Annotated in this window: 12 protein-coding genes; 2 read left to right on the top strand and 10 right to left on the bottom strand. The window is 69.6% G+C overall.

The features are described from left to right. Window positions 1–11 precede the first annotated feature (11 nt). The 10 genes from BM355_RS04895 to BM355_RS04850 all read right to left on the bottom strand — a co-directional run bounded on the left by BM355_RS04895 (window position 12) and on the right by BM355_RS04850 (window position 22,583). Window positions 12–2,147, bottom strand: a complete 2,136-nt coding sequence (locus tag BM355_RS04895) for a DEAD/DEAH box helicase (protein WP_091695618.1) — start codon at window positions 2,145–2,147, stop codon at window positions 12–14. After that, window positions 2,140–3,525, bottom strand: coding sequence for a BREX system ATP-binding protein BrxD (gene brxD, locus BM355_RS04890; protein ID WP_091695616.1), 1,386 nt, complete (start codon window positions 3,523–3,525; stop codon window positions 2,140–2,142). Before brxD ends, BM355_RS04895 begins: the two co-directional genes overlap by 8 nt. Continuing rightward, complete coding sequence (gene pglZ, locus BM355_RS04885) at window positions 3,522–6,320, bottom strand: BREX-2 system phosphatase PglZ (protein ID WP_143109423.1); 2,799 nt, start codon at window positions 6,318–6,320, stop codon at window positions 3,522–3,524. Before pglZ ends, brxD begins: the two co-directional genes overlap by 4 nt. Next, entirely contained in the window at window positions 6,320–10,048 is a 3,729-nt protein-coding gene (locus tag BM355_RS04880; RefSeq protein WP_091695611.1) for a BREX-2 system ATPase PglY family protein, read from the bottom strand. Before BM355_RS04880 ends, pglZ begins: the two co-directional genes overlap by 1 nt. Next, window positions 10,045–13,605 carry a BREX-2 system adenine-specific DNA-methyltransferase PglX gene (gene pglX / locus BM355_RS04875; protein WP_091695608.1) on the bottom strand — a complete coding sequence of 1,187 codons (3,561 nt, stop codon included), beginning with the start codon at window positions 13,603–13,605 and terminating at the stop codon, window positions 10,045–10,047. Before pglX ends, BM355_RS04880 begins: the two co-directional genes overlap by 4 nt. Then, the gene (gene pglW / locus BM355_RS04870) at window positions 13,602–17,861 is read right to left on the bottom strand and encodes a BREX system serine/threonine kinase PglW (protein WP_091695606.1); all 4,260 of its coding nucleotides are present in this window, start codon (window positions 17,859–17,861) and stop codon (window positions 13,602–13,604) included. The genes pglX and pglW overlap by 4 nt, the downstream gene beginning before the upstream one ends. 96 nt (window positions 17,862–17,957) lie before the next feature. Further along, window positions 17,958–18,914, bottom strand: coding sequence for an HNH endonuclease (locus BM355_RS04865; protein WP_218154310.1), 957 nt, complete (start codon window positions 18,912–18,914; stop codon window positions 17,958–17,960). 360 nt (window positions 18,915–19,274) lie between these two features. Further along, window positions 19,275–20,930 carry a tripartite tricarboxylate transporter permease gene (locus BM355_RS04860; protein ID WP_245760604.1) on the bottom strand — a complete coding sequence of 552 codons (1,656 nt, stop codon included), beginning with the start codon at window positions 20,928–20,930 and terminating at the stop codon, window positions 19,275–19,277. A gap of 1 nt (window position 20,931) precedes the next feature. Then, window positions 20,932–21,603, bottom strand: a complete 672-nt coding sequence (locus BM355_RS04855; protein WP_218154309.1) for a tripartite tricarboxylate transporter TctB family protein — start codon at window positions 21,601–21,603, stop codon at window positions 20,932–20,934. Next, window positions 21,600–22,583: a Bug family tripartite tricarboxylate transporter substrate binding protein gene (locus BM355_RS04850; protein WP_091695604.1), complete on the bottom strand. Its 984-nt coding sequence runs from the start codon at window positions 22,581–22,583 to the stop codon at window positions 21,600–21,602. The genes BM355_RS04855 and BM355_RS04850 overlap by 4 nt, the downstream gene beginning before the upstream one ends. Window positions 22,584–22,763: 180 nt before the next feature. Between BM355_RS04850 and BM355_RS04845 the strand changes: the two genes are divergently transcribed. Both BM355_RS04845 and BM355_RS04840 read left to right on the top strand, forming a co-directional pair. Beyond that, window positions 22,764–24,428 (top strand): sensor histidine kinase, encoded by a 1,665-nt coding sequence (locus BM355_RS04845; RefSeq protein ID WP_091695601.1) that lies wholly within the window; start codon window positions 22,764–22,766, stop codon window positions 24,426–24,428. Between the two features lie 4 nt (window positions 24,429–24,432). Then, window positions 24,433–25,230: a response regulator transcription factor gene (locus BM355_RS04840; protein WP_091695599.1), complete on the top strand. Its 798-nt coding sequence runs from the start codon at window positions 24,433–24,435 to the stop codon at window positions 25,228–25,230. Window positions 25,231–25,315: the final 85 nt, after the last annotated feature.

The raw sequence follows: 25,315 nt of genomic DNA, 5'->3' as shown, positions 1-25,315 counted from the left end.
GACTGTCCCTGCTACCGACCCGCGATCTGCCGCCGCAGCATCTCCGGTGGCACCATGTCACCGAACTTCACCTCGGCCAGGGCACGTTCATCGACCATGGGGTCCAGCATCGCCGACTCCACGAGGGCCTGGGCGCGTGCGGCATTCCAAGCCTCATTGAGGGCTCCAGCGGTCGCCTCTGGGTGCACGGTAAGGTACCAGTCGTTCCAGGAGACGTTCCGTTCCAGCAGTTCCGGCGCCGTCCGGGTCAGCGCCGCCACCATGGACCCGTTCTCCCGCGCACCTGCGAACGTCCACCACCGGGCGTCTCCTCCAGGCGCGTGTTCGAGGACGCGGGCCGCCCCATGGGCAACCCGTCCCCCGTACTCCTCTCGGACCTCCGCCAGTTTGGCCTCGGCGCGTGACGTCAACCGCACTTCCGGAAGCTCCGCGCCCAACAGGACCCGTCGCACCGCCTGCGTCAGCTCCAGCGACATCGGGCGGGCGCTACCGGGCCACCGAAGCCTCCCGCCAGCCGTAGACGGCTCCACGTACACCCGGTGCCGCCGCCAATCCACGTGACCGACCTTCCAGGCCCGCCCGCCCAAGGTGATGTTCCGCGGCCCCTCGGCCGGCGTCCGCAGAACCATCGGGTCGATCGTCCCGAGTTCGACCCGGCCGTGCAGCACCAGCATCTGCGGGTCAGCCGAGAAGACCGCCATGATGTCCCGGTAGTTGACGCCCCCGTACCGCAACTCGGCCATCGGGCCCACGAACAGCAGGTGACCATCCCGGCCGAGGTAGCCCTGGGCCAGCATGTGGTCCCGGATCGCCCGCCACTCCTCCACGCTCACCATGGGCTGCCGGTGGAACCACCCATCCAGGTCCGCCTCGTCCAACGCTCGCTGCTGCAACAGGTGCCCCAGGATCTGCTGGGCGGCCACGTGATACGGCCTGGGCGGCGGGGTCACCGCTTCCACGAATCCCTCACCCCAGAGCTGCAGCAGGCCGAGCGCCCGTAGGAAGTCCTCGTCGCCCGTCTCCAGGAACAGCATGTTCCGGCTCGCCCCTGCCCGCCGGCCGGTCCGGCCGAGCCGTTGCAGCATCGAGGAGACGCTGTGCGGCGCTCCCACCTGCACGCACCGGTCGAGGTCCCCGACGTCGATGCCCAGTTCCAGCGTCGAGGTCGCGGTGATGACGCAGTCGCGTTCCTCGGCGAAGGCACGTTCGGCGCGACGGCGCTCGTCAACGGACAGCGACGAATGGGAGACAAAGGTGGTGACGTCGCGGTTCCGCAGTCCCAGCGCTAGGTCCTCGACGGCGCGACGGGAGTCCGCGAACACGAGCCGCTTCTCGCCCCGGTGCAGGGCCGCGATCACCGTGGCGGCGTTGTCCAGGGACTTCACCCAGTCCAGCTGCACATCCGAAGGCGGCGTCTCCCCACCGGGGTCGATCACCCGGCCGGGTCGGTCCCGCGCGGCCTGCAGCCACCGCAGCAAGTCCTCCGGGTTGCCTACCGTGGCCGACAGCCCGATGCGCTGCAGCGGCCTTCCTGCGATGTCTTCGATGCGCTGCAGGACGCCCTGGAGGTGCCACCCGCGATCGTCGCCGGCAAAGGCGTGGACCTCGTCGACGATCACGGCCCGCACCTCGGAGAACCAGGCCTGCGCGGAGGCCGTGGTCGAGACGAGCATGGACTCCAGCGACTCCGGCGTGGTCAGCAGCACGTCTGGCCGGTCGGCGGCCTGCCGGCGACGCTGCCCGGCCGTGGTGTCACCGTGCCGCACCTCCGCGCGACGGCCGAGCCACCCCGTGTAGGCGGACAGCCGAGGCTCAAGATTGTTGAGCAGGGCGCGGATGGGACACACGTAGAGCACAGAGGTGCCCTGCCAGGCCTCCCGCGTCATGCGGGTCAGCACGGGCAGCACGGCGGCCTCAGTCTTGCCTCCTGCGGTCGGTGCCAGCAGCAGCGCGTCCTCTCCGCGGACCAGAGGCTCGGCCGCCTGCTCCTGGAGGGGTCGCAGGCCGGGCCAGCCGAGGGTGTTCACCACATGGTGCTGGATCCCCGGTGCCAGGACATCAAAGCCCTCGACGCCGTTCACGTCGCCTTCCAGCGGCACACCCGCGGCGCCGTGCAGCTCGGGCCACTCGGCGTCCTGATCAGACATCCAGGTCCACGTCGTTGGCGTCGGCGGCAGCCCGCTGAGTCGCCGTCCCACCACCGGCCTCACCCGAGCCAGCCCCAGATCCTGCAGCACTCCTGGCACCGCCCGCCTCGGTCCGCTCGGCGGCGGTCACGGTCAGCCGGTAGTCACGCCGGGGGTCAAAGTCGTCGAACAGGTCGATGCGGTCCAGCACGTCCCCGATGAGCTTCTTCAGGAACAACCGCGGCGCGATGCCCACCCGGTCCCCGAGGCCACCGGTGACGGCGCCGGCCAGGTCAACCAGGTACTCGTCATCGGCGCGCGAGCGGATCCGCGGCTCCGTGTCCCGGCCCAGCGCATAGAGGTCACGCACGCGTTGGCCGACCTGCACCAGGCTGGACCGGTCGAATCCCGTCAGGCGGATCTGCACGGCCCGCGGGTTGTCGAACCGGGCATCGGTGGTGAAGTCCGTGGCCAGGCGCTGCGCCAGCGGGGGCAGTCGCTGCACGCCGGAGGGTCCATCGAAGAAGGCCGGCGTTCCGGTCAGGACGAGGTAGAGCCCGGGGTACCGGCCCGCGTCGATCTCGTCCATAAGCTGCCGCAGGGCGTTGAGCGCCTTGTCGCGGACATCGGAGCGCATCCGCTGCAGCGTCTCGACCTCGTCGAGGACCACCACGAGCCCCGGATGTCCCGCGTCCCGGAGCACGGCGAGCAATCCCTGCAGGAAGGACATGGCCCCGAAGTGGTCGAGGTCCCCCTTGATCCCGGCGGCGCGCTTGGCCGCAGCCGCCACATGCGGCTGCCCCGCCAGCCACGCGGCCAGTCCGTCCGCCAGGGCTGCGTCCCCCGCCGTGGTGCCCGCATGGTATCCGCGCAGCGCCTGGGCGAAGGCGGGGGTGGTGGCCGTGACCGCCGCCAATCGCTCGTTGAGCAGCACACCCACGGACTCGGAGAGCCGGGCAGCGTCGCTCTCGAGCCCGGGATCACCCAACAGGGCATCGTCCTCGAGCGCGAACAGCCAGGAGTCCAGCACGGAGCGGAAGGCCGAGGATTGCGTGGATGCCGTGCGCAGGGACTCGGTGATCCGCCGGTAGATGGTCTCAAGCCGGTGCAGGGGCGTCTCGGACTCGGAGATCTGCACCTCGGCGGCAGCGAAGCCCCGCTGCAGAGCCTGCTCGGCGAGGTGCCGGGTGAAGAACGTCTTGCCGGAGCCGTACTCGCCGCGGACGGCCTTGACGGCGAATCCGCCCTGGGCGACCCGGTCCAGGTCCTCTCCCAGCGCGCCTTGGAACCGCTCCAGCCCCACGGCCAGCTGATCCAGTCCATGCGAGGGCACCGTGCCGCGGCGCAGGGCAGCGATGATCTCCTCCCGGCGTCGGGCGGACACGGCTGGCGTGCTCATCCGTCCACCCCGAACTGTTGCTTCAGCAGCTGCACGTCGAGGATGACGAGGTCGCCGTCCCGCGTCAGGACCGAGTACCCCTCCACGTTGAGCAACTGGGAGATCACGGCCAGGGCCCCGGGGAGCCGCGTGGGCGCGACTCCCAGCACGCGGGAGACGGTGCTGAGGGGCAGCCGGGTCCCGCGGGCTGCGGCGAGGACGTCGATGAGTTCGGCAATCCGGGCGCTCTCCAGGCGGTGGCGCGGCGCCAGTGCCTCCTGGGAGGCGAAAGACTGGCTCGCGACCACTCGGGAGCCCAGCCCCGTGGCCGCGCCGGAATCGCCGGCTGCCGGGGCGGCAGGTTCCAGGTCGTCGAACAACGACGGCGGTTCGTCACCACCGGCGGACGCGTACCGCCCGGCCGTGCGGGGCTCCGGAACAGCACCACCGTCCGCCACGGCGGCGGACCACCACAGCGGCTCCTGGGAGGGAGCCTCCTCCCACCCCGCCGGCCAGGCCCCGGTGCCGCTGCCGGAGACATGGGGGCTGAGCACGATGAGGGGCACCACCATCTCGGCGAGGGAGGCACCCCCGTGGTAGCCGGCCTTCTTGCCGGTGTACCGCAGGTCGGCGTCCACGGCGAGCACGGTGTCCCCGCCCAGCACCCGGGACCCGGTGACGGTGACCTCGTCCGCCAGTGCCGGTCCGCCCTCGAGGGTCCGCGAGCGCGCGGAGGTGGCACTCGGCGTCGAACGGAGTGTTCCTCCGCGTTCGAGCACGTGTCCGTGATCCGCGGTGAGCACCACGGTCCGACCGGAGGCCGCGGCGGCCTCGAGGAGGGACCGCAGGTACTTGATGCTGTCCGCGGACCAGTCGGTGCCCCCGGGATCCGATCGGTCCAGGGCATCATCGATCGTGTTCAGCACGCAGGCGACCACGGGTCGCGCGGACGTGTCCATGAGGGCGGCGCGCACGGGCTCGGCCAGGTCCTGGCCGTGGGCGCGCGCCTCGAGGTCGCCCTTGTGGAACAGCACGGGCGCGGGCAGGCCGGCCCGTTCAGCGGCGGCCGCGAATCCGGCCCTCTCGGCGTCCTGTCCACCACTCATCGCCCGGCCGGCGAAGAAGGAGGTCCGGCTGTGGGTGGTGAGGGTGGGCAGCAGGGCCAGTGCGGTCGCGCGGTGAGCGGTACCGGCAGGCACCAGTTCCGTCCACGTCCGGTGGATGCCCTGGATCCCGGCGACGACCTGGGTGGCGGTCGCGCCGTCCATGCCGTCGAGCAGGAGGATGAGCAGGCCGCCGGGCTGGGGTGAGGACTCTTGCGCCACGGTCCGTGCCAACGGGAGGAGGTCCTGTTCCAGGACGTGCTCGAGGTAGCGGATGGTGCCGGGGTGGGCGGGGCCGGGAAGGTCCTGTCCCCGGGCGATCGGTTCCAGGACGGCAGCGAAGGCGCGATCCTGGACCCGGCGGCGCTCGAGGAAGCTTTCCGCCAGGCCACGGAGCCGTCCGGCGACGTGGGCGTCGGGAACCCCGCGGAGGATGGTGGTGAGGCAGGCGTCGGCCCACGCCGTGTCCTGCGCGAACTCTAGGGACATCGCCACGGCCTGGGCCTGCCGGTCACCCTCCAGGGGGGTTGGTCCTGTCCGCAGCCACCGGTCGAGCCGCACGGCGGCCTGGAGGACCTCGTAGGTCTTGCCGTCCTCCTCGGAGGCCACGAGGTTGGTCAGCACGTGGGTGTCGATGTCCAGCCAGGTCTCCTCGACCGCGGCGAGGTCGTTCCCCAGCTGGTCCGCCAGGTGCCGATGGCGGGCGCGCAGTCCGCCGGGGAGCAGGCGCGAGCGGTTCACGAGGTGCTCGGCGTGGGCCTCCCGCAGGAGGCCCTCGGCGCGCTGCAGGATGTCCAGGACCCTGCGCTGCGTGGACCGACCCCTCTGGAGCATGGCCCTGATCGTCTCGTCGGCGAGCTGTCCCAGCGCGGCCACGGCGGACCGGGACACCTCGCCGGGCCCATAGCGGTGTTCGAGCCGCGCCCACGCCAGTTCGGATTCCGGTTCGGTGGGGTTCCGCAGGTCCAGGTGGTCCGCGGCGAGGCCGAGGGGAAGGATGTCCTGGAACCGGCCCTCGGTCATCAGGTACCGGGTGACGGGCTCCGCCTCGCCGGTCCGGCCCGCCAACCAGTGCAGCGTGGCGTCGGCCAGGGGATGGCCGGCGAGATGACGCAGGTCCCCCACCAGGGTCACCGTGGAGGCGGCCGCGGTCCACTCCAGCACGGCCGGTGCGTCCGGCGTGGTGTCCGGCAGCCCGAGGCGGCGTTCGGCCACGGCCCCGAGGACGGCGTCCCGGGTGAGGACCCCGGAACGCACCTTGGGCCACCCCCCGGGGTCCTCGGCGGTGAGCACGGGCTCGGCCCGGATGAGTCCCTGGGCCAGGTCGTCGCTGCCTCGTCCGCTCAGGTCCCGGTGGAGGGTGGCGGCCCCGAAGCGCTGCTTGACGGTGTCCCAGGGATCCGGAGTGCGCAGGCGATGCTCCACGAACAGGGCCATGGTGCCCGAGCCGAGCCGTTCCTCGTCCTGGTCCGTGAGGACCACGAGCCACCTGGTGCCGTCCCACCGGTGGATGGCATCCCAGACGGCCAGGGCCGAGGGACACCAGCGCACGGTGATGACCTCACCGTGCTGGTTGTGCAGGGTCTCCGGCAGGTCGGGGCTCTCCAGGGCCCGGAGTCCGAGCACCCGCCCCTCGCCGCGGACCCGGCGGGCGGCGTCCACGGCAGCCAGCACCGTTCCGCGGAGCACGCGGGAGAGCGAACGCTCTTGCATCAGAGTTCCCGCCACGTGATCTCCACGGCCGCACCGTCCTGGAGGTTTTCCGTGATCTCGCCCTGGAGATCGCTGAAGTCCACGCCGCCGGACGTCACGGTCACCCGACGCCGGCCGGACTTCTTGCCGGGCACCGCCGGTTTCGGCGGAACCGGCGGATCAATCCTCTTGCTGACCCACGCCCAAGCATCGGACTCAAGCTTCTTCAGTGCGGCCTCCAGCGGGCGGGCGAACTCCTGGTCGGCGAGCGCCTCGTCGAACGACTGCAGGATGCGTTGCGCCTCACGGCCACGGTCCGAGCCGTCGCCGGCCGCTTGCGCCAGGGGCTGGAGGCGGTCCCAGGCCGTGGCCCGCAGGTGACCGGCCACGGCCTGTGCCGTGATGAGGGATCGTCCGAGTTCCCGTTCTCCGGTTCGCAGTTCCGTTCCGGCCAGGTGCCGTAGCAGGGGAAGTCCTCCGAGGGTCCGAAGGCTCTCCACTAGCGTGCCGCCCTCCCGAGCGGCCGTCAGTCGCGGCGTCTCCGCCAGGGCGCGGTGCTCGTTGGCAGCGCCCACCGCCTGGAGGAGCTGCTGGGCCGGCTGGTTCAGCTGCGCGGCCTTCTCGTGGACCTCGTGGGCCAGGGCCGTGACATTGCCGGCGGACTTGTAGGCGGTGGTGGTCAGGCCGAAGATCGCTCCGGCGCGCCGCACGGCGGCGTCCCACTCGTCGTCGTTGGGCATCTCCTGAGGCCGCAGCTCCATGGCGCGGTCGGTCTTCCCGGGCGCCGGCTGGGGCGTCGGCGCCTGGTAGTGGTACCAGGCGCGCTGGTCCAGCAGGGTCCAGGCGATCACCACGGTGTCCACCATCTGTTCCTCGAGCCCCTCGCCCAGGTCGGTGCCCCGGATGATGTCCTTGACCTGGCCGACGGTGACGGTGTCGTCGGCGCCCAGCCCGGACCGGCCCATCCCCCGCGTGATGGTGTTGTTCCAGTCCGTGAAGAAGCCGGGACCGAACACGAAGTGGGTCTCGCTGGTCTTGCCGATCCGCAGGCCCTCGGAGAGCATCCGCAGGGTGGCGAACTGCGCCTCGATCTCCACGCGGTGGTCCGGATGGGCCATGGCTCTCTCCACGTGCGCGAGGAGGTTCTTCAGGTCGCTGGCGCGGAACACCCCGCCGTCCGGGGCGAAGCGCGGGTGCTCCGGGTAGGTCTGGTCCCACGCGGCGGCCACGATCTGGTCGAACGCCTGCGCCAGGGTGGGGCCGCCGAGGCTGGTGGGGGCCTGGGCCTGGATGTCGAGGGACCACAGCACCGTGTCCGTCCCGTCGGTCTGGACCAGGGAGCTGGAGGCCGGGAGCGCCCCGTAGGCCTGGGTGATGGCGGTGGACAGCTCCTTCCGGAGCGTGGCGTGCTGGCCCTCCAGGATGACCTTGGCCTGTGTCCGGTCGGCGTCGGACAGGTGGTCCGAGTACTGGCGCCACCGGTCGCCGTGGCCGGTGAGGAGCCAGTCCAGCACCACGAGCTTCTGCAACTGCAGTTGGGTGCCCTTGGTGAGGAACCGCGGCAACCAGATCATGGTCCGTTCCTGCATGCCGCCGGCCGTCAGGTCCTCGATGCGCCGGATGTCCTCCTCCACGCTGTGGCCGGGCTCGTCGAAGGGCAGGTCCACCACGAGCTTCCAGGTGCCGGGGGCGGCCCGGAACCTGTCACCGGGCATCTCCTGCGTGTTCCGCACATTGCCGAAGAGCAGGTCCACGCGCCGGTGCGTGCCGCGCCACTGGACCTGGACCCGGTGGGTCCCGTCGATCTCGGCCTGGCCGAGCTCGCGTCCGAGGAGTTCACGGAACAGCGTCTGGAGCATCTCCCGGCGCCGGCCCGGGTTGTCCTCGGCCTTGGCGTTGTCCAGGATCGACTGGTAGTCCACGTCCGAGAGCACCACGCTGACCACGGGCTGGCGGTCCGGTCCGGTGGTGTGGATCTCCGGGACCCTGCCCTTCCACTGGTTGACCTTGGAGAGCGCCAGGCTGGCCTCGTTGCCCGGCAGCGGGGAGACGATCGAGCCGTGGTTGAGCGACGCCAGCCGGGCCGGGGTGAGCTCCTTGAGGGCGGGCACGCCCGGTGCGACGGCGGAGAGCAGCAGGGTGTGCGCCAGGCGCTGGTCCATGCGGAACTTCCGGGCCCGGTCGGAGTCTCCGTCCTCCAGGTCGGCCTCGGCCACGCCGAGCGCGGACATCAGGGCGGGCTTGAGCTTCTCGGCGTACAGGGTGTCCGCGGCGCGGAACAGGGCCGCACGGCGCGGGTCCAGCACGGAGCCCTCCCGTTCGGCCACCACGTAGTCGTAGACGTCCCCCACCGGGATGACCTCGTCGATGGTCATGGTGTCCCGGCGGTCCACGAGCATCTGCTGCATGACCTTCAGCGCGGTGCGGTCGCGCTGCATCACGGCGGAGAGATGGCGCAGGGTGGAGACGAGCGCCGGGGAGAACGGGTAGGTCAGTCTGAATGCCTCCGCGCTGGCGCCCCGGTTCGTCTGGTCGGTGTTCATGCCGTCCAGCAGCACGTCCCACACGCCCTCGGAGCGGTCGATGCCGGCGAAGGCGTCCTCGATGGCCTTCCGCGCCTGCTCGTCCTTGGGTTGCAGCAGGCGCCGGGCGGCCACGTGCGCGAGGTTGTCGTCGCCGAGCTCGATGACCGCGAAGCGTCCCTCCTGGTGGCGGAAGGAGTCGTCCATGGCCTGCTGCTTGTTGCCGTCGGCACCACGGTCGGCGAACCACCGCTTCATGTCCATCTGGCGGGCGATGAAGGACACCAGGGGCACCGGCAGCCGGCCGTAGTTGCCCTCGATCAGCTTGGTGATCTTCTGGGATTCCCGGCCGAAGGCGCCGGCATCGTTCATCTGGAAGGCCAGCCACAGCACGAGCTCGTCGAGGAACATCACCACGGCGTCGTAGCCGAGCTGCTGGGCGTGCGTGCTGATGGCCCGCAGCCCCTCGTCCATGGAGACGTGTTCGCCCATGCGGTGGTAGTTGGGGAAGTACTGGGACTGCAGGGCGCTGACCAGGTCCTGGCGGTCCTGGGACCCCGGAGCGGCGGCCAGGCTGCGCTGGTAGCGCTCCAGGGTCCAGGTGTTGCTGCCGAGCAGTCCGCCCCAGATGTCGGTCTCTCCGCTCGGGGCCTGCGGACCGCCCTCGCCGTCCTCCCCGTTCAGGCCGGCGAGGAACACCCTGTCCCCCATGCGACGGCGGAGGTTCTCCGCGTCCTCCAGCAGGGTGTCGGTGGCGAACACCGCGGGCAGGGGCGCGTCCGGGTGCAGCTCGCGGACCTGGTTGACGTAGCCGTCGAAGATGACCTGCTCCATGGACCGGCCATCCAGGAAGTGCACGGCGAGGGGGAAAAATCGCTTGCCCTGCAGCATCGGGTCCCGCTGCGCCAGCACGTCGTGCAGTTCGCGGATGCCGCGGGCCTCGGGGTCGTGCCGCAGCAGGGCGTGCAGCACCGCCATGAAGTGGGACTTACCGGAACCGAAGGAGCCGGCGAGGAAGGCCCCGGTGTTCCGCCCTGTGCTCAGCGCCTGGTCCACCTGGCCGAATGCGTCGTTGAACGCCTGGGCCAGGGAGGGCGTGACGACGTACTCGTGGATGGCCTCGCCCACACCGGCCCCACTGGTGGCGTCGGTGAGGCGCAGGACGTAGTCCTCAGCCCCGGTGGAGACGGGGATGTCGAAGACGTCCTTGAGCAGGGGGGAACTCATCGGCGGGCCTTTCGTCCTCGGGTGGCGGCGGGCGGTCGCCAGTCCAGCAGGTCCTGCTCGGACCGGCCGATCTGGGCCCGTCGCTGGTCGTATTCGGTGCGGGCGTACTCGGCCATATTGACGTTGTAGGTGGGGTCCACCTCGTCGTGCCACTGTTCCACCCAGAACAGCAGTTCGCCGAGGCCCGCTACGAGCGGCACGAGCTTCTCGTCCTCGGCGCCGTCCTGCACCATGCGGTCCATGGTCATGGCCAGGGCCAGGTACTGCTCCACGTGGTTCCACCCGGCCCAGCCGAGCAGTAAGGTGCCGTCCCCGGCCACGCCGGCCTCCGGATAGTGGATGAACCGCTCCTTGGGCACGTCGAGCTTGCCGCGGAGGGCCATGTAGTGGCCCTTGAGGAAATCGGCGGAGGTGTACTTCGGTGGCACCGGGCTGACGGCCTTCCGGTCCAGTTCCCCGGCGTCCTGCGCACGCTGCAGTTCCCAGGTGCGCTGCCAGGCCCGGAACTTGTCCATGGCCTTGGGCTTGAGCCGCCATGCGGCCAGGTAGGGGACCGCCTCGGTAGTGAGGAGCTTGGTGAGGGCCGCGGTGAGATCCACGTCCGTGCCCCCGGCCCAGAGGTCGACGACGCCTCGTAGTTCCGCGTCCCGGCCCACCAGGTCCGCCAGCTGGGCCACCGACCGGGTGGCCGGCCGGGCCTGCCGGTCGAACCAGAACCCGCGGTCCTCCAGCCGGTCCAGCAGCCAGGTGCGCAGCGCACGGTCCACGCGGGTCTCCCAAGGATCCTCTGCCCAGCGGCGCTTGTACTCCGGGCGTTCCAACAGGTTGATCATCCGATCGGACTCGATCAGGTCCAGCCGCCGCTGAACCAGCGCGCGGTAGTCCTCGGGCCAGTGTGCCGGAATCTCCGTGACCGCGGTTGAGCGGTGGTACTTGAACCACGCCGTCGTCTCTCCCCCCGCTTCCATGCGACGCGCCAGGGCGATCTCCAAGGCACGCTCTCCGAGCCGTACCTCGGGGACTTCACCGCGGTAGGTGAGCTCCTCGTCGGTGATCCCATACGCCGCATAAGCGAACCAGTCCAGTTCCTCCTGCACGGCGATAGCGACGTTTCGAAGATGCGCCACCCGATGCTCGGCGTCAATGAGAGCCACACGGGAGGGAACACTATCCCGCCCCGAGAGAACACCACCCTCGATCTCAGCCCGCTCGCGAGCAAGGGTGTCCAATGTCCGCCCGAAGTCGGTGAAGTCGGCGGCAACCAGCGGGAAGTCCTGCAATGTCGTGCCGGTAAACTCGTAGTTCCAGGACCATGGCTGGTCGACCATACCTCCGCCGCCGGTTCCGGTGTTCTTGTTGTGGCTATTCTGCTTCAGCCAGAAGCACGCCACCGACGAGTTCAGCACGCCCAGCAGGTTCAGGTGCTCGGCCTCCGTCGCCCCTTCCGGCAACTTGATCACCGGCGCCGACTGCTTGAAGACCTTCCCGCCCCGGTCCAGCACGAAGTGGTTGTGCGTCGCCACAAACGCGAACGAGATCGTCAGTTCGGATGCACCCTGGTCTACGGGCAATTGATGCCATTCATAGAAGGGACGGCCGTCGCTGAAATACGTCCCCCTGCCGAACGTCGCTCGGTTGCCCAGTTCGGTGCGCAGACCCCACAGTCGCCGCCCCCAACCCGAATTCAAGTCCAGGGCTCGCAACTGGTGCCGCTGATCATATGGAAACCACGTGGGGATGGTCTCCGTGAAGTGAAAGTCCCTCACCTTCTCCCCGATAATCAGCCCATCGACCCAGTCCTTCTCCAAGCCATATCGGTCGGCGACTCCCGTGGCTAGCATCATGGCGTCGTCTGACCCCATGATGCCGAAGACACCGATTCGATACGTCGTATCACCCAGGGCCTTCGATTTGGCTCGGTCAATTCTTTGAGCCGCCTCTGGGGCCGCACCTCCGCTCAAGCTCCAGGGATGGGCAGCGAAGTGTTCACGAGGGATAGTCCGGACGCTGATGTACTCGTCCTCGTAGGACAGCTCCTCTACGTGCTCACGAATGGAGGACCACACCAGCCCCTGGGAAGGTTCCGGGGGCTGCCCCGGTTCTCCCCGGGTTCCCAGCACCGCACGTACCTCTCCCCGTTCCGGAACAGCATTGCGTCCCACGATGATGACCGTTGGCGTGCCGTGTCCTGGGATGTATGCGCCGGAGGTGTCGACCACCAGCCTCAGGTCCTTCGTGGGCAAGAACTGTTCGATCAGCTTGGTCCCGAACTCGCGCTTCATGAACGCATTGGACGTGATTTGCCCCGTCCACCCCGCAGGGCTGCCTGCGTCAAATGGCTTGGCAAGCTTGAAGAACCGTTCCATGAACGGCACTGTCAGTTGGTACTTCCGATGAGTCGTCGAGTACAGCTTCCGGTACAGCTGGTTCATCCCCGCGTCCTTGACGGTGATGTACGGCGGATTGCCTACCACGGCGTCGTACTGGCCGGGGGTGAGGATCCGTGCGAGCTGGCTGCGGTCCTCCTCGGACGGGGTGTACTCGTCCCGGTCGGTGCCCGGCATGAAGCCGTCGAGGGTGAACTGCCCGCCTTCGCCCCACGGCAGCAGGCTGTCGCCCGCCGCCACGTGCACCGTCAGGTCCGGGGCGGAGTGCAGGCACCGTTCGCCGAGAACCCGGAGGGCGGCGATGACGAGCCGGAAGCGGGCGATTGCCACGGCGAAGGCGTTGATGTCCACGCCGTACACGGCGTCCAGTGCCCGCTCCACGATGACCGCGGCGGGCGCCTCCGGGTCCTCCTGCCGGTGCCGGGTGACCAGACGGCCGAACGCGCCGAGGAGGAAGTGGCCGGAGCCGCACGTCGGGTCGATGAGCTTGAATCCGGACAGCGGACGCTCGTCCAGGGCCGGTTCCATGGTCTGCTCGAGGATGAACTCCTCCACGAACTCGGGCGTCTGCAGCAGGGCGTACGTCTCCCGGGCGTGCTGGGACAGGTCCTGGTAGAGGTCGCCCAGGAAGCGCGTGGACAGCTCGCCGTCGTCGAACAGGCGGACGGACCGGCCGTCGTCGTCCGTCTCCCGCCAGAAGGCGATGATGCGCTCGGCCATCTTGCCGGAGACCGGGACCTCGCGGAAGGGGGCGCGCTCGTCCACGAGCTGCGCGGTGGCCGGCAAGCCACCGAGGTGCTCGAAAGACTGCAGGATCCACTCCCGTGCGGTGAGCAGGGGGTGGTCGCGGAAGAACTGCGACTCGGCGTCCACGGCCTGCTGCTGGCGCTGGTCCGGCCCGGTGAACCACACCGGCTCCACCAGCCGGTTGTCCTCGAGGAACCGGACGAAGACCGTGGTCAGCACCCAGGACACCGCCACCTGCGTCAGGCGCTCATCCCGCCAGGACGCGTAGTCCTGCGAGGTCCGGCGCCCGTTGGACATCGCGGCGTGGAAGTGCCGCCAGCGGTCGTCCCGGGTCGCGTCCGCCGCCAGCACGGCCCGGAGATCGTCCTCGACCTCCAGGACAAGCCGCTTGGCGTCCTCCGTGAGCGCAGCCGCGTTGATCATGCGTGGTCCTTCATCTCGATCTCGTCAGTGACACCGGCGGTGGCCTGGGCGTCCGTCCAGGCGTAGTCGATGTCCAGGAACTGGTTCGGGGAGGTGGTCAGGCTGACCCTGTCTACCGCGGCGCCCCGGAAGATGCCGAACTGCGGGGCGAGTACCCAGACCGCCCGGCCCCGCGCCACCGTCAAGTCGCTGAGCCGGCGCAGCACGGACACGTGTCCGTAGCGGACCAGCGGGGAGACGTCCCGTAGGACCAGGGGGCTCCGGCCGCCCGGCGAGCCGTCCGCCGTGTTGAGCACGGCCAGCAGCTGCTCCTCGACCGCGGGCAGCGCCATGCCGACCACGACGGCCAGTCCCTGCCGGGCCCGACTGCCCTCGGCCTGGGCGTCTGCGGCCATCAGCTGGTCCCATGCGGGCACGCGGGCATCCCGTTCGGACAGGGAGCGGAGCTCCTCGAGCAGCACCCCGGTGACGTCCAGCACCGTGGCACCGAAACGCTTCTCCAGGGCACCGGCGAGCCGGGACAGGCGGGACGGCTCCGTCCCCAGCACCAGGTAGGACCGCTGGCGGACGCTCTCGGCCAGCCGGCGCGTGATCGCCGAGTCCTCCACCAGGTCCATGTCCTGGGCGAGCTGGGTTCCGCGGCGCGTGGTGACGGCCGTGGAGGAAGTGTGCAGGGTCGGATGGACGTACTGGCCCGCCGTGTCGTCGAACTGCAGCTCCAGCCCTGCCTCGCCGACCAACCGATCCAGTTGGGGCCGCGGGGGCAGGGGCGGGGCGGCCGGGAAGCGGGACCGGACGCGGTCGTGCAGGGCCGCCGGGGACATCCGCTCGGTGACGCCCACGGCGCCGACGGCCAGGCGGACCATCTCCTCCACGGCCAGGTCCCGGCGGTACAGTTCCCCGGCCGAGGTGGCCTCCGCGGACGCCGACACCGCGGCGGCGAGGCGTACCGGCCGCAGTCCCTCGTCCATCCGCTGGCCGTCCCGGTCCACAGGATCCAGCTGTCCGGCGAAGCGCTGCAGCACAGGCTCCACCACCTGGCGGCTCCGCTGGGGGCTCAGGACCGCTGCTCGGAGATCCCGGACGGCCTGCTCGGCGGCGCGCGCCAGGGCGTCGGCAGCGTCCAGCAGGCAGGCGGTCCGCCCGACGGCCACCACCCGCTCATCATGGCGACGGATCTCCAGCGGCAGGTCGGCGGACTCCGCGCGGAGCAGGTAGCGACGACGGTCAGTCACCACCCGGAGCAACCCCAGGGCGAGGCGCTCCCGGGCATGCCGTTCCCGGACCCCGGTGGGGCGAGCGTCTGCGGCGAAGGCCTCGGCGATGCGGCCGGCCAGCTCCTCCGGCGTGGCCACCCCTCCGAGGTCGCCCATGGCCTCGTCCACCACCCGGTCCAGCGCCTGGAGCACGCCCCGGGCAGCGTCATCGGCCACCCACTGTTCGTGGAACGTCTGCAGCAGTTGGTTGACGGCCGCAGTCGACATGATCTTGGCCAACGTGCTGCCCAGGGCGGCCTGGCTCGAGAAGGCGGCGGCCTTCCCCTTGCCGTCACCGGCCGCCAGGCCCAGGATGAGTCCGGCGAGCTCACGCCGCGATCCGCGCGCCGGATCCGTGACCGCCTCCAGGAGCACGTTCCGCGCCGCCTCCAGGGAGAGCGTTCCGGAAGGCGCCAGTGCACCGGCCTGATCCGTGACCAACCGGCCGTGCCACTCCCGGCGACGCCTCTTGATCTCCTCGCGCGTGGCCGCGGTGGTGCCGCTCATCCGGTTCATCAACACCGGGTCCAAGGACAGGAAATCCCGCACGGTGCTGAGCCGGTAGACCTCCAGACCGGACAGGGCGCGGGCCGTCAGCCCCGTCTCCGCCAAGGGGGTGTCCAGGGTGACGGCGGCCGCCACGTCGTCGGCCAGATCGGTGACCTCCCCGCTGACCCCGCCGACGATCCGGTTCCACTCCCGGCGCATGTCCGCCGCGGTCCCGAACCGTTGCCGTGCATCCCGGGCCAGGGCACTGCGGAAGAACCCTGCTAGGCCTTCCGCCAGTGCCGGATCGAAGTCCTTAGGATCGATCGTCACCTCGTCCGGGACGGACGCCGGGTGCGCCCGGGGATCGTCTCCGTAGCGGGGCAGGCGTCCGGCGGCCATTTCGAACAGCACGACGGCGGCGCTGTACCTCTCCGCGGCCGAGTCATAAAGCGTCCGGTCGCCGCCCAGGAAGGGGTCGAGGTACGGAGGTGTCCCCGCCTCCAGGGCGGTGGCCGGAGCACGGCTCAGCGAGAAGTCGAACAGCTTGAGGCGTTGCACCTTGCGGCTGTCCGCGCCGATGCCCAGGTTCGCGGGCTTGATGTCTCGGTGGTCGATCCCGACCTTCTCCAGGTCCGCCAGGGCCGCCAGCAGTTCATCCCCGAAGCGCTCCAGGAGGTCGACGGTGAGTCGTGTCCCCCGCTGGCGTAGGCGATCCTGCAGGGTGGTCTCGCCGGCGTTCTCCAGCAGCAGGGCGTTGATCCCCTCGCCCAGGTCCAGTGGACCCTCGACGAGGGCGGCCACCCGAGGGCTCTTGATGCGCCGCAGGACACCCGCCTCCTCGACCAGCCGCTCGGAGGCTTTCTCGTCGAGGGCGACCTTCAGCACCCGCTCGCGGTTCTTCGTGGTCAGGGTGGTGTCTTCCACCAGGAGGCCGACCGCCGTGGAGCCCTTGCCCAGGCGTTTCAGGACCCGGAAGCGCCCGTCCCCGAGGACGTCGTCCCGATCCGCATGGCGAGGGTCGAGCACCTCGTCCTCGACCGGCTGATCGATCTGGTGCAGCTGCTGCAGGAAATCGGCGATCGTCTCGTGACGCTGTCCGGGTGCCGGATGGGTCGATCTCCGCACGGCCTCCCGGACCGCCTCGCCCATGCCGGGGACCTCGACTGCCAAGTCGAGGCCGTCCTGTTCCCGCAGGCGCTGCGTCATGTCGGAGCGAGTCGCCGCGGGCGGCCTGCCGGAGAGCACGAAGAAGGCGAGCGCGCCCAGCGAGAACTGGTCCAGCGCCTCGCGCGAGGTGGTGACCCACCGCCCCTCCGGCGCCTCGAAGACCGAGGCGGGGCCGCCGTCGTCCAGCTTGGAGCCCAACTGGGTCATGCCGGTGGCGCCCTCGGTGCGCAGGGCCGCCCCCACGGTCTGCCAGCCGGAGACCTTGACCTGGTCGACGCCCTCCCCGCTGGCGGTGGGCTTGACCCACACCTGGTCCGGGGCCAGTCCGCGGTGAACCACCCCGTGACCATGCGCATAGGCCAGCACCTCGCCGACCTGGCTGATGACGTCCAGCCGCTGGGCGAGGTCCACCTGCTCATCGTGGCCGGCCAGCCACAGGTCCAGACGTTCGAGGTCCTCGTCCCAGGGATAGACCAAACCGCGCCCCAAGGTGTTCTCGGACACGATGTCCCGGGGCCGCAGCAGGCCGTCATGGTGCAACTGGCTCATGACGCGGTACTCGTGGTCTGCGATCAGCCGGGCGTTCCTGCGTTCGCTCTCGTCAGCCCCGGAGTGGAAACGGATGCGTGCCGCCTCCCCGCTGACCGCGTGGCTGGCCGCCCATTCCTGCCACCCCTCCCCCTCGGCGACGGCGCCACCCTCCTGGATGACCCAGCTGCCAGCCTCGCGCTCGCGGCGCTCGACGAGGCCGATCCGCTCGAGCAGAGCGGCGAGGATCAGCTCCTGGTTCGGCCCGATGGGATCCCGGCGCGGCGGCTGGAGGATCAGTTCACTGACCCCGGGCAGACCCTCGTCCGTGGATGCGAGTTCATCGAGGCCATAGAGATTGGTCCGCGACTCGGGCGGGAGCAGCACCCTGGTCTGCGGGTGGTGCAGGAAGACCGCTTCCTGGACCCAGGGCACAACCTTGCGCGGGTCCGGATTCACGTTGCTCTCCAGGGCCCAGTCCCGGAAGGCGTCCTTGAGCTTGCTGGACAGGTACTGCGCCTTCTTCCGCGCCAACAGGAGGGGCGAATCCTCAACTCGGCCATGGGAGCGGTTCCACCGGAGGTCGTTGCCGGAGATGGTGCCCGCGTAGTGCTTCAGCTCGATGAGGTACAAGGCTCCACGGCCGAGCAGGAGCGCATCCACCTCATGCCAGCGGCCCTGGCCGTCCCGGAACTCGAAGTTCGTCCACACCCGGTACGGGGAATGGTCCGGGACCCTTTCACGGAGGTATTCGAGGCCTGCCTGTTCATGGGGAAACTGGGAGGACGTGACCTCGATCCAGCGCTTGCCCGCCATGATGCTCCTCTACTGCGAAGTGATCTCTTCAATGTAGCAACGGCTCAAGGGCATTGGGCCCACCTCACGCGGAATCGCATAACGGGCACCGTATCTTCAGACCGTGGCGTCCCAGCGCCTCTGCAGAAAGTCTGGATGCGGCGGCTCTGCGGCGGGGGCGGCCAGCATGAGACCGTCGAATGCCATCAGCTGCTCACAGAGAACCGGATCGGCAGCGAGGCGCTCCCGGTTCACATGAACGCGGCACTTCGAATCGATGCGCAGATAGCCGTCTTCAAACGCCCGATCGACCATGGTCGAGAGACAGAGGCCGTTACGTGGGTCCAGCCGGATCCTGGGGTCTTCACTCCAGGGGACGATGTGGGATGCGACCAGGAAGTATGGAGTGGAGATGCCCGTGACAGCGCACGTGTACCCGTAGTTGCTCTTGACCCGATCGGCAAAAGCCCTCTGAGCGCTCCCACGGGTCTTCTGATACGTGTACCGGTCAGGAACGTAGGTCTCGAGGTCGGAGACCGCGTAGTCACGGTGGTCGATCCGCGTAGCGAATGCTTCAACCAGTTCGTCATCACTCGGGTAGAGCTCCACCGTGGCGTCCGCGTCGAACGGCGTCTGTGTCTTCACCAGGACATCTCTCAGCAGGTCCAGCACGCCATCTGGAGCGCGCCGCCTTCCCTGGACGGCTGACTTCAATCCAGCATTCTGCAATGCCTGCAAGTTCAGCCTCAGACGTTCACCTGCGTCCAATGTCCGTACAAGTCTGAGGACCATCCAGGTACGATGTTGCCGCTGTTCAAGCGCCCCTTCATCAACCCACGCGTCCTCAGTTCCTGCCGCGGAGTCTGGCGGGAGCCCGACCCCAGTGACGACGCACTGATGCGTCAGCGCCTGAACCGGCCGCGTACCGTAGAGGAAGACAGTGTCCCCCAATCCCACATGTGCGTTTGCGGTCTCAGACCAGAAGATCTCATCTGCCTGACGAAACTCCTCCTCGGCATCAAAAGTCGATGAGTTCGAGGCGAAAAGCCATACCCGCGGGGTGGTTGGATCCACTGTCAGTAATCTCCAGTCTTGTCTGCCACCCCACCTGCGAGAGCCTGTAGCGAGTCCGGAGTAGCGCCTATGCGACCAGCATCTCTCAGATTCGCGCTTTCCGATAGAACAGCAGCCGACGGCCCGCCGGGTTTCGGTCCCGGTCCATGTATGAATTGCGGCCATGAGTGTCAGCCAGTACCGAGTCGTCGCAGGATCAGCACGTTCATCAGGCACAGCTGTATTCCGATTCATCGGCATCGAAGACGGTCGAGATGCTCCAGCTGTCCTCGGACGAGGACGCACTCAAAACTGCGCACCTCGGCCCGGGCCCCTTTCCAGGAACCCGGGCCGAGCTGTGTGGTGAGGCGACCGCTCAGGTCACCGGCCGTCGTCGGGGGCTGAGGAGCCGGTGCCGGACGAGGCGTTGCTGTCCGCGCCGGAGTCAGCACGGGAGCCGGCCATGACGGGCTGCACGCCGGTCTCCGGCTCGGGCTCGCGCACCACACCGTTGGCGGCGGCCAGCGCTTCTTCCCGACGTTCGCGGCGGTGGCGGATGTGCTGCACCGCCGAGACCACCAGGGCGATGGCCAGGACCGAGTAGAGGATGATCGTCATCGGGGAGGAGACCAGGATGGAGGCATCCCCCTCGGCCACTGTCAGGGCCCGGCGCAGCTCGGTCTCGGCCAGCGGCCCCAGGACCACGGCGATCAGCACCGGGGCCAGTGGGAACTGGTAGCGGCGCATCACGAAGCCCAGCAGGCCCACCAGCAGCAGCACCCACAGGTCCAGGGTGGCCGAGCTGATTGCGTACACGCCCAGCACCGAGAGGACTGTGATCCCCGCGTACAGGTAGTGGCGCGGAATGTAGAGCAGCTTGGCCCACAGCACCGCGAACTGCACGTTCATGATGACGAGCACCACGAGCCCGATGAACAGCGAGGCCAGCAGGGTCCACACCAGCTCACCCGAGCGCTCGAACAACAGCGGACCGGGCTGCATGCCGTACTGCTGGAACGCGGCCAGCATGATCGCAGCCGTGGCCGAGGTGGGCAGACCCAGGGCCAGCAGGGCGCCCATGGCGGTGCCGGCAGTCGCGTTGCCGGCGGCCTCCGGGGCGGCCACACCGCGGATCGAACCCGTGGTGCCGAACTCCTTGTCACCACGGCGCTTGGCCAGACGCTTCTCCGTGCCGTACGCCAGGAACGTGGGCACCTCCGAACCGCCGGCCGGGATGATGCCGAACGGGACGCCGAAGCCGGTGCCGCGCAGCCACGCCGGCAGCGCCTTGCGGAAGTCGGTGCCGTTCAGCCGCACCTTGCCCTTGGTCTCGATCTTCTGCGCCACCGGATCACGGTGGATGCGCCCGGCGATGTGCAGCACCTCGCCCAGGGCCAGCAGGCCCACCGTGATGACCACGATCGAGATGCCGTCGAACAGCTGCGGGATGTTCAGGGTGTAGCGCACGGTGCCGGACGGGCCGTCCACGCCCACCATGGCCAGCACCAGACCGATGCCCAGCGAGGCCAGCCCCTTCACCACAGATTCCGAGACCACCGAGGAGATGGCCAGGAACGCGAACACGGCGAGCGCGAAGTACTCCGCCGGGCCGAACGCGGTGGCCATCTTGACCAGCGTGGGCGCGAAGAACACCACCAGGGTGGTGGCGATCAGACCGCCCACGAACGCGCCGATGGCCGCCGTGGCCAGGGCCTTGGCCGCACGGCCGTCCTTGGCCATGCGGTGGCCTTCGAACGTGGCCGCGATGGCCGAGGAGTTGCCCGGCGTGTTCAGCAGGATGCCCGAGGTGGAGTCACCGAACAGGCCACCGAAGTACACACCGGCGAACATGATGAACGCCGCGGTGGGGTCCAGGGAGAAGGTGATCGGCAGCAGCAGTGCCACGGCCATGGCCGAACCCAGGCCCGGCAGCACGCCGACGGCGGTTCCGAGCAGTGCACCCAGCACCACCCAGAGCAGGTTCATGGGGGTGAGGGCGGCGGCGAAGCCCTCGAACAGCAGACTCAGCTGATCCATGTCAGAGCAGTCCTTCCAGGAAGCCCGAGGGCAGGTTCAGTCCCAGGCCGGCGTTGAACGCCAACTGGATGATGGAGGCGAACACCAGCGAGACGCTGATGTCGAACAGCCCGCGCTGAGAGCCCAGGGCGCGGCAGACGATCCAGAACAGTCCCGCCGCGGAGAGGATCCAGCCCAGGAACGGCAGGACCAGGATGAACACGGCGATCCCCCCCACCACCATGCCCACGGTCTTCCAGTCCGTGTACGTCTTCCAGTCCTCCGGGAGCTTGGCCTCCGGGTTCTGTCCGGCAATACGACGACGGCCCCGTTCCGTGGCGTTGGCCAGGTCACCGAGCAGGTCCGAGGAGATGTCCGCGTTCTCAGCATCATCCGTGGGGTCCGCCGGGTGCGGGGCGCGCAGGATCTGGATGGCGTGCAGGATGGCCACGGCGAACAGGACCACGCACACGATCGTCGGGAAGAACTGCGGCCCGGGGACCGAGGTCCCCATCACGTTCATGGTGGCCGTCTCGACGGCCAGCCAGGTGGCGATCCCGGCGACCAGGATCGGCATGATGATCTCACTGCGCCCGGTCCAGAACGTGCCCTCCGACTTCGAAGGTGGCTGGGGTGCGGGAGGCACCGGGGCGTCGTCGGGAAGCTGCTCTTGTTCAGTGCTCACTGTGCTCACAGTCCGAGTCCTTCCACGATCTCCTGGGTGCGCTCGATCTCGTCCTCCAGGAACGCCTCGAACTCATCACCCACCATGTAGCTGTCCGTCCAGCTGTTGCGCTCGAGGGAGTCCTTCCACTCGTCCGTCTGGCGGTACTCGTCCACGATCTCCATCAGCTCGGTCAGCTCCTCGCCCTCCACACCGGGGGCGGCGGCCAGTCCACGCCAGTTCGCCATGACCGCATCCACGCCCTGCTCCTTGAACGTGGGCACGTCCACGCCGGGCAGTCGCTCCTCGGAGGAGATCGCCAGCGCACGCAGCATGCCGGCCTCCACCTGGTCGGCCACCTCGTTGTAGCCGGACATCCCGCCCACCGTGGTGCCGGAGAGCATGGAGGTCAGTGCCTCGCCGCCGCCGGAGTAGGCGATGTAGTTGGTGTCAGCCGGGTCGATCCCCACCTCTTCGGCCACCAGTCCGGTGAGCAGGTGGTCGATCGAGCCCAGGGAGCCGCCGGAGATGGAGGTGCCGCCCGGGTCCTGCTTCCACGCCTCGATGAAGTCGTCCAGGGTCTGGAACTCGGAGTCCGCGGGCACCACGAGCGCGGCGTAGTCATCCGCCAGGCGGGCCACGGGCTGGACCTGGTCCAGGGAGACGCCGGAATCGGCCAGCTCCACCGCGCCGACCATCACGCCGCCGGTGACCATCAGCATGTCCGAACGGCCCTCCATCTGGGCGAACTGGCCCAGCCCGATGGTCCCGCCCGCACCCGGGACGTTGACCACCTGGACGTTGTTGGAGATGCCGCCGGCCTTGATCGCCTGCTGGGACTCGCGGGCGAACCCGTCCCAACCGCCGCCGGGCGCCGCGGGGGCCATCAGCACCAGCTTGGCGCGCGCCGTGGCCTCACCGCCGTCCGACGCCGCGTTCACCAACGCCAGACCGACGACGCCGGCCGCGGCCACGCCGAGGATCGTGCGCTTGACTGTCCTTGAACTCATGGGATTCCGTACTCTCGAAGTGATGACATGGACCACAGGCAGCTGTGGTCTGGATCACTACGGTGACAGGGCGCCGCGCGGCTTTCCAGGCCGGACGGGGTTGTGGTCATAAGTGGGGGTTAAGAAAGTTCTGACAATAGGAACAACAGCGAGAACAACGACGACGGCGGGAGACAGGGCATGAATCCCACCCGGGAGCGTGGCCGGCTGAGGCGCAGCATGCGGCTGCGACTGCTGCTGCTCCAGTTGGCGATCGTGCTGTTCTCCGTTCTGGCGGTGGCGTTGGTGGTGCTGCGGTTCGAGGATGTGCGCACCCGGGAGCTGGCGTTCGAACAGGTGCACACCGTGGCCGAGGAGATGGCGCAGAACCGGGAGGTGGTGCGGTGGATCAACGAGCCCGAGGGCTCTGAGCACATCCAGCCGATCGCCCGCCTGGCCCAGCGTGCCGCCGGGGTGGCGTTCGTGGTGGTGGCCGACCGGGACGGACTGCGGGTGGCGCACCCTGATCCGGAGCAGATCGGGCGGCCGGTGTCCTCCGACCACGGACCGGTGCGCGGCGGGGAGACGTTCCGTGGGACGGAGGAGGGCCCGCTCGGGGTGACGTTCCGGTCCAAGGTGCCCGTGTGGGACGGGGATGAGGTGGTGGGCACCGTCTCGGTGGGCGTGCAGCAGTCCGAGATCCGCGGGGACCTGTTGGCCGTGGTGCTCGGCTTCGCGCCCTGGGTGCTCGGCGCCGCCGCGTTGGGGACAGCGGCTGCGGCGCTGGCCGCCCGGTACGTGCGCACACGGATCTACGGGGCGGAGCCGGAGCAGATGGCCGCCCTGCATCAGTCCCGCGAGGCCCTGCTGCACAGCGTGGGCGACGGCGTGGTGGGCGTGGACGAGCGCGGCGTGGTGACCCTGTTGAACGACGAGGCCCGGCGGCTGCTCGATCTGCCGTCCGATGTGACGGCGGAGGGTCGCCCGGCGCGGGAGGTGTTCGAGGGGGATGTGGGTGCGCTCCTGGCTGGCGCTGGGGCGTCCGGGGTGGCTCAGTCGGCGGACTCCCCCGAGTCCCCTGACTCCACTGATTCCACCACCCTGCTGCTGGCCGGCGAGCGCATCCTGGTGGCCCGCCTGCGTCCCGCGTTGATCGACGGCCGCCCCGCCGGGCGCACCCTCACCCTGCAGGACCGCACCGAGCTGGAGAACACCGTGCGGGAACTGGAGGGTCAGCGCAGCCTGGCCGAGACCCTGCGCGCCCAGACCCACGAGTTCTCCAACCGCCTCCACGTCATCTCCGGGCTGCTCTCCCTCGGGGAGGCGGACGAGGCCCAGCAGTACGTGCGCAGCCTGACCGGCACCCGCAGCACGGCCGGCCCCGTGGATCTGGAGGATCCCTCTCTCACCGCGCTGGTGGGTGCGCAGACCGCGGCAGCCAGGGAGGCCGGCGTCGGGCTGTCCGTGGCAGAGGACTCCCACGTCCGTGCCGGATGGCGCTCGGATGAGGACACTTTGACCGTGGTGGCGAACCTGCTGACCAATGCGATCGAGGCCGCGGGTGACGGCGGCCAGGTCCAGCTGCACATGGACGCCGGAGCCGGCGGCACCACCGTGCGCGTGGACGACTCCGGACCCGGTGTGGACCCGGCCGTGGCACGCGAAGTGTTCCGCTGGGGGGCCTCCACCAAGCAGGACGCCGACGGGCGGTCCGACGCTGTTCCGGCAGGCGGGCGCGGGATCGGGCTGGCCCTGGTGGACAGGATCGTCCGACGTCGGCTCGGTCAGGTGGACGTTGAGACCTCGCCTCTGGGTGGGGCGCGGTTCACGGCGGCGTGGCCCGGGCGGCCCGAGAGGGGAGAATGAGGACATGATCCGCACGCTGATCGTGGACGACGACTTCGCTGTGGCCGGGATGCACCGGCGGTTCGTGGAGGCCCTGGACGGGTTCGAGGTGGCCGGTGTCCTGGAACGAGGACAGCCCGTGCTCGAGTTCCTGGAGCAGCACGAGGTGGACCTGGTGCTGCTGGACGTGCACCTGCCGGACCGCAGCGGGGTGGACGTGCTGCAGGAGCTGCGCCGGCGCGGGCAGGACACGGCGGTGATCATGGTGACTGCCGCGAGCGAGCGGGACACCGTGCGCCGGGCGATCGGCCACGGGGTGGACGGCTACCTGGTCAAGCCCTTCAGCCGCGAGGAGTTCGACGCGCGCCTGCGCGAGTTCGCCGAGCAGTTCGCCGCCGCTGAGAGCACTGACACTGTGGGCGCGGACGATGCCGCCGATGCGCTCGACCAGGCCGAGATCGACCTACTGGTGCGCGGCGTGACCGGACGGGGCGCCCTGGGCGAGGCGGGCGCCTCAGGTGAGGGAGCCGCCGTCGGGAATGCTGTGGCCGGTGCCGGCGCCGGCGAGGCGGGGCTGGCGGAGCTGGCCGCGCGGCTGCCCAAGGGGTTCTCGGCGCCTACCCTGCAGCGGGTGGCGCAGGCCCTGCAGGAGCCCGGGCCGGGTGTGGACCTCTCCGCGCGCGAGGTGGCCGAGGCGTGCGGGGTGTCCCGGGTGAGTGCGCGGCGGTACCTGGACTTCCTGAGCACGCGCGGACTGGCGCAGCTGCGGCCCAAGTACGGTGCGACCGGCCGCCCCGAGCACCGCTACCTCTGGACCGGCTGACTTCTCAGATCACGTGTACGACGGATGTGGTGTTCATCGGCGTGTCTCTGTCTGCGTCGTACACGTGATCAGGGGGTGATCAGGG

The organism is Micrococcus terreus (genome assembly GCF_900116905.1).
Classification (GTDB): domain Bacteria; phylum Actinomycetota; class Actinomycetes; order Actinomycetales; family Micrococcaceae; genus Citricoccus; species Citricoccus terreus.
This window is presented reverse-complemented; position numbering and strand designations above follow the sequence as displayed.

Coding starts and splice junctions, on each gene's coding strand:
- BM355_RS04840 (WP_091695599.1), top strand. CDS start 24,433: ATGATCCGCACGCTGATCGTGGACGACGACTTCGCTGTGGCCGGGATG.
- pglW (WP_091695606.1), bottom strand. CDS start 17,861: ATGGCGGGCAAGCGCTGGATCGAGGTCACGTCCTCCCAGTTTCCCCAT.
- pglZ (WP_143109423.1), bottom strand. CDS start 6,320: ATGCAAGAGCGTTCGCTCTCCCGCGTGCTCCGCGGAACGGTGCTGGCT.
- brxD (WP_091695616.1), bottom strand. CDS start 3,525: ATGAGCACGCCAGCCGTGTCCGCCCGACGCCGGGAGGAGATCATCGCT.
- BM355_RS04860 (WP_245760604.1), bottom strand. CDS start 20,930: ATGGATCAGCTGAGTCTGCTGTTCGAGGGCTTCGCCGCCGCCCTCACC.
- BM355_RS04850 (WP_091695604.1), bottom strand. CDS start 22,583: ATGAGTTCAAGGACAGTCAAGCGCACGATCCTCGGCGTGGCCGCGGCC.
- BM355_RS04880 (WP_091695611.1), bottom strand. CDS start 10,048: ATGAGTTCCCCCCTGCTCAAGGACGTCTTCGACATCCCCGTCTCCACC.
- BM355_RS04845 (WP_091695601.1), top strand. CDS start 22,764: ATGAATCCCACCCGGGAGCGTGGCCGGCTGAGGCGCAGCATGCGGCTG.
- BM355_RS04895 (WP_091695618.1), bottom strand. CDS start 2,147: ATGTCTGATCAGGACGCCGAGTGGCCCGAGCTGCACGGCGCCGCGGGT.
- pglX (WP_091695608.1), bottom strand. CDS start 13,605: ATGATCAACGCGGCTGCGCTCACGGAGGACGCCAAGCGGCTTGTCCTG.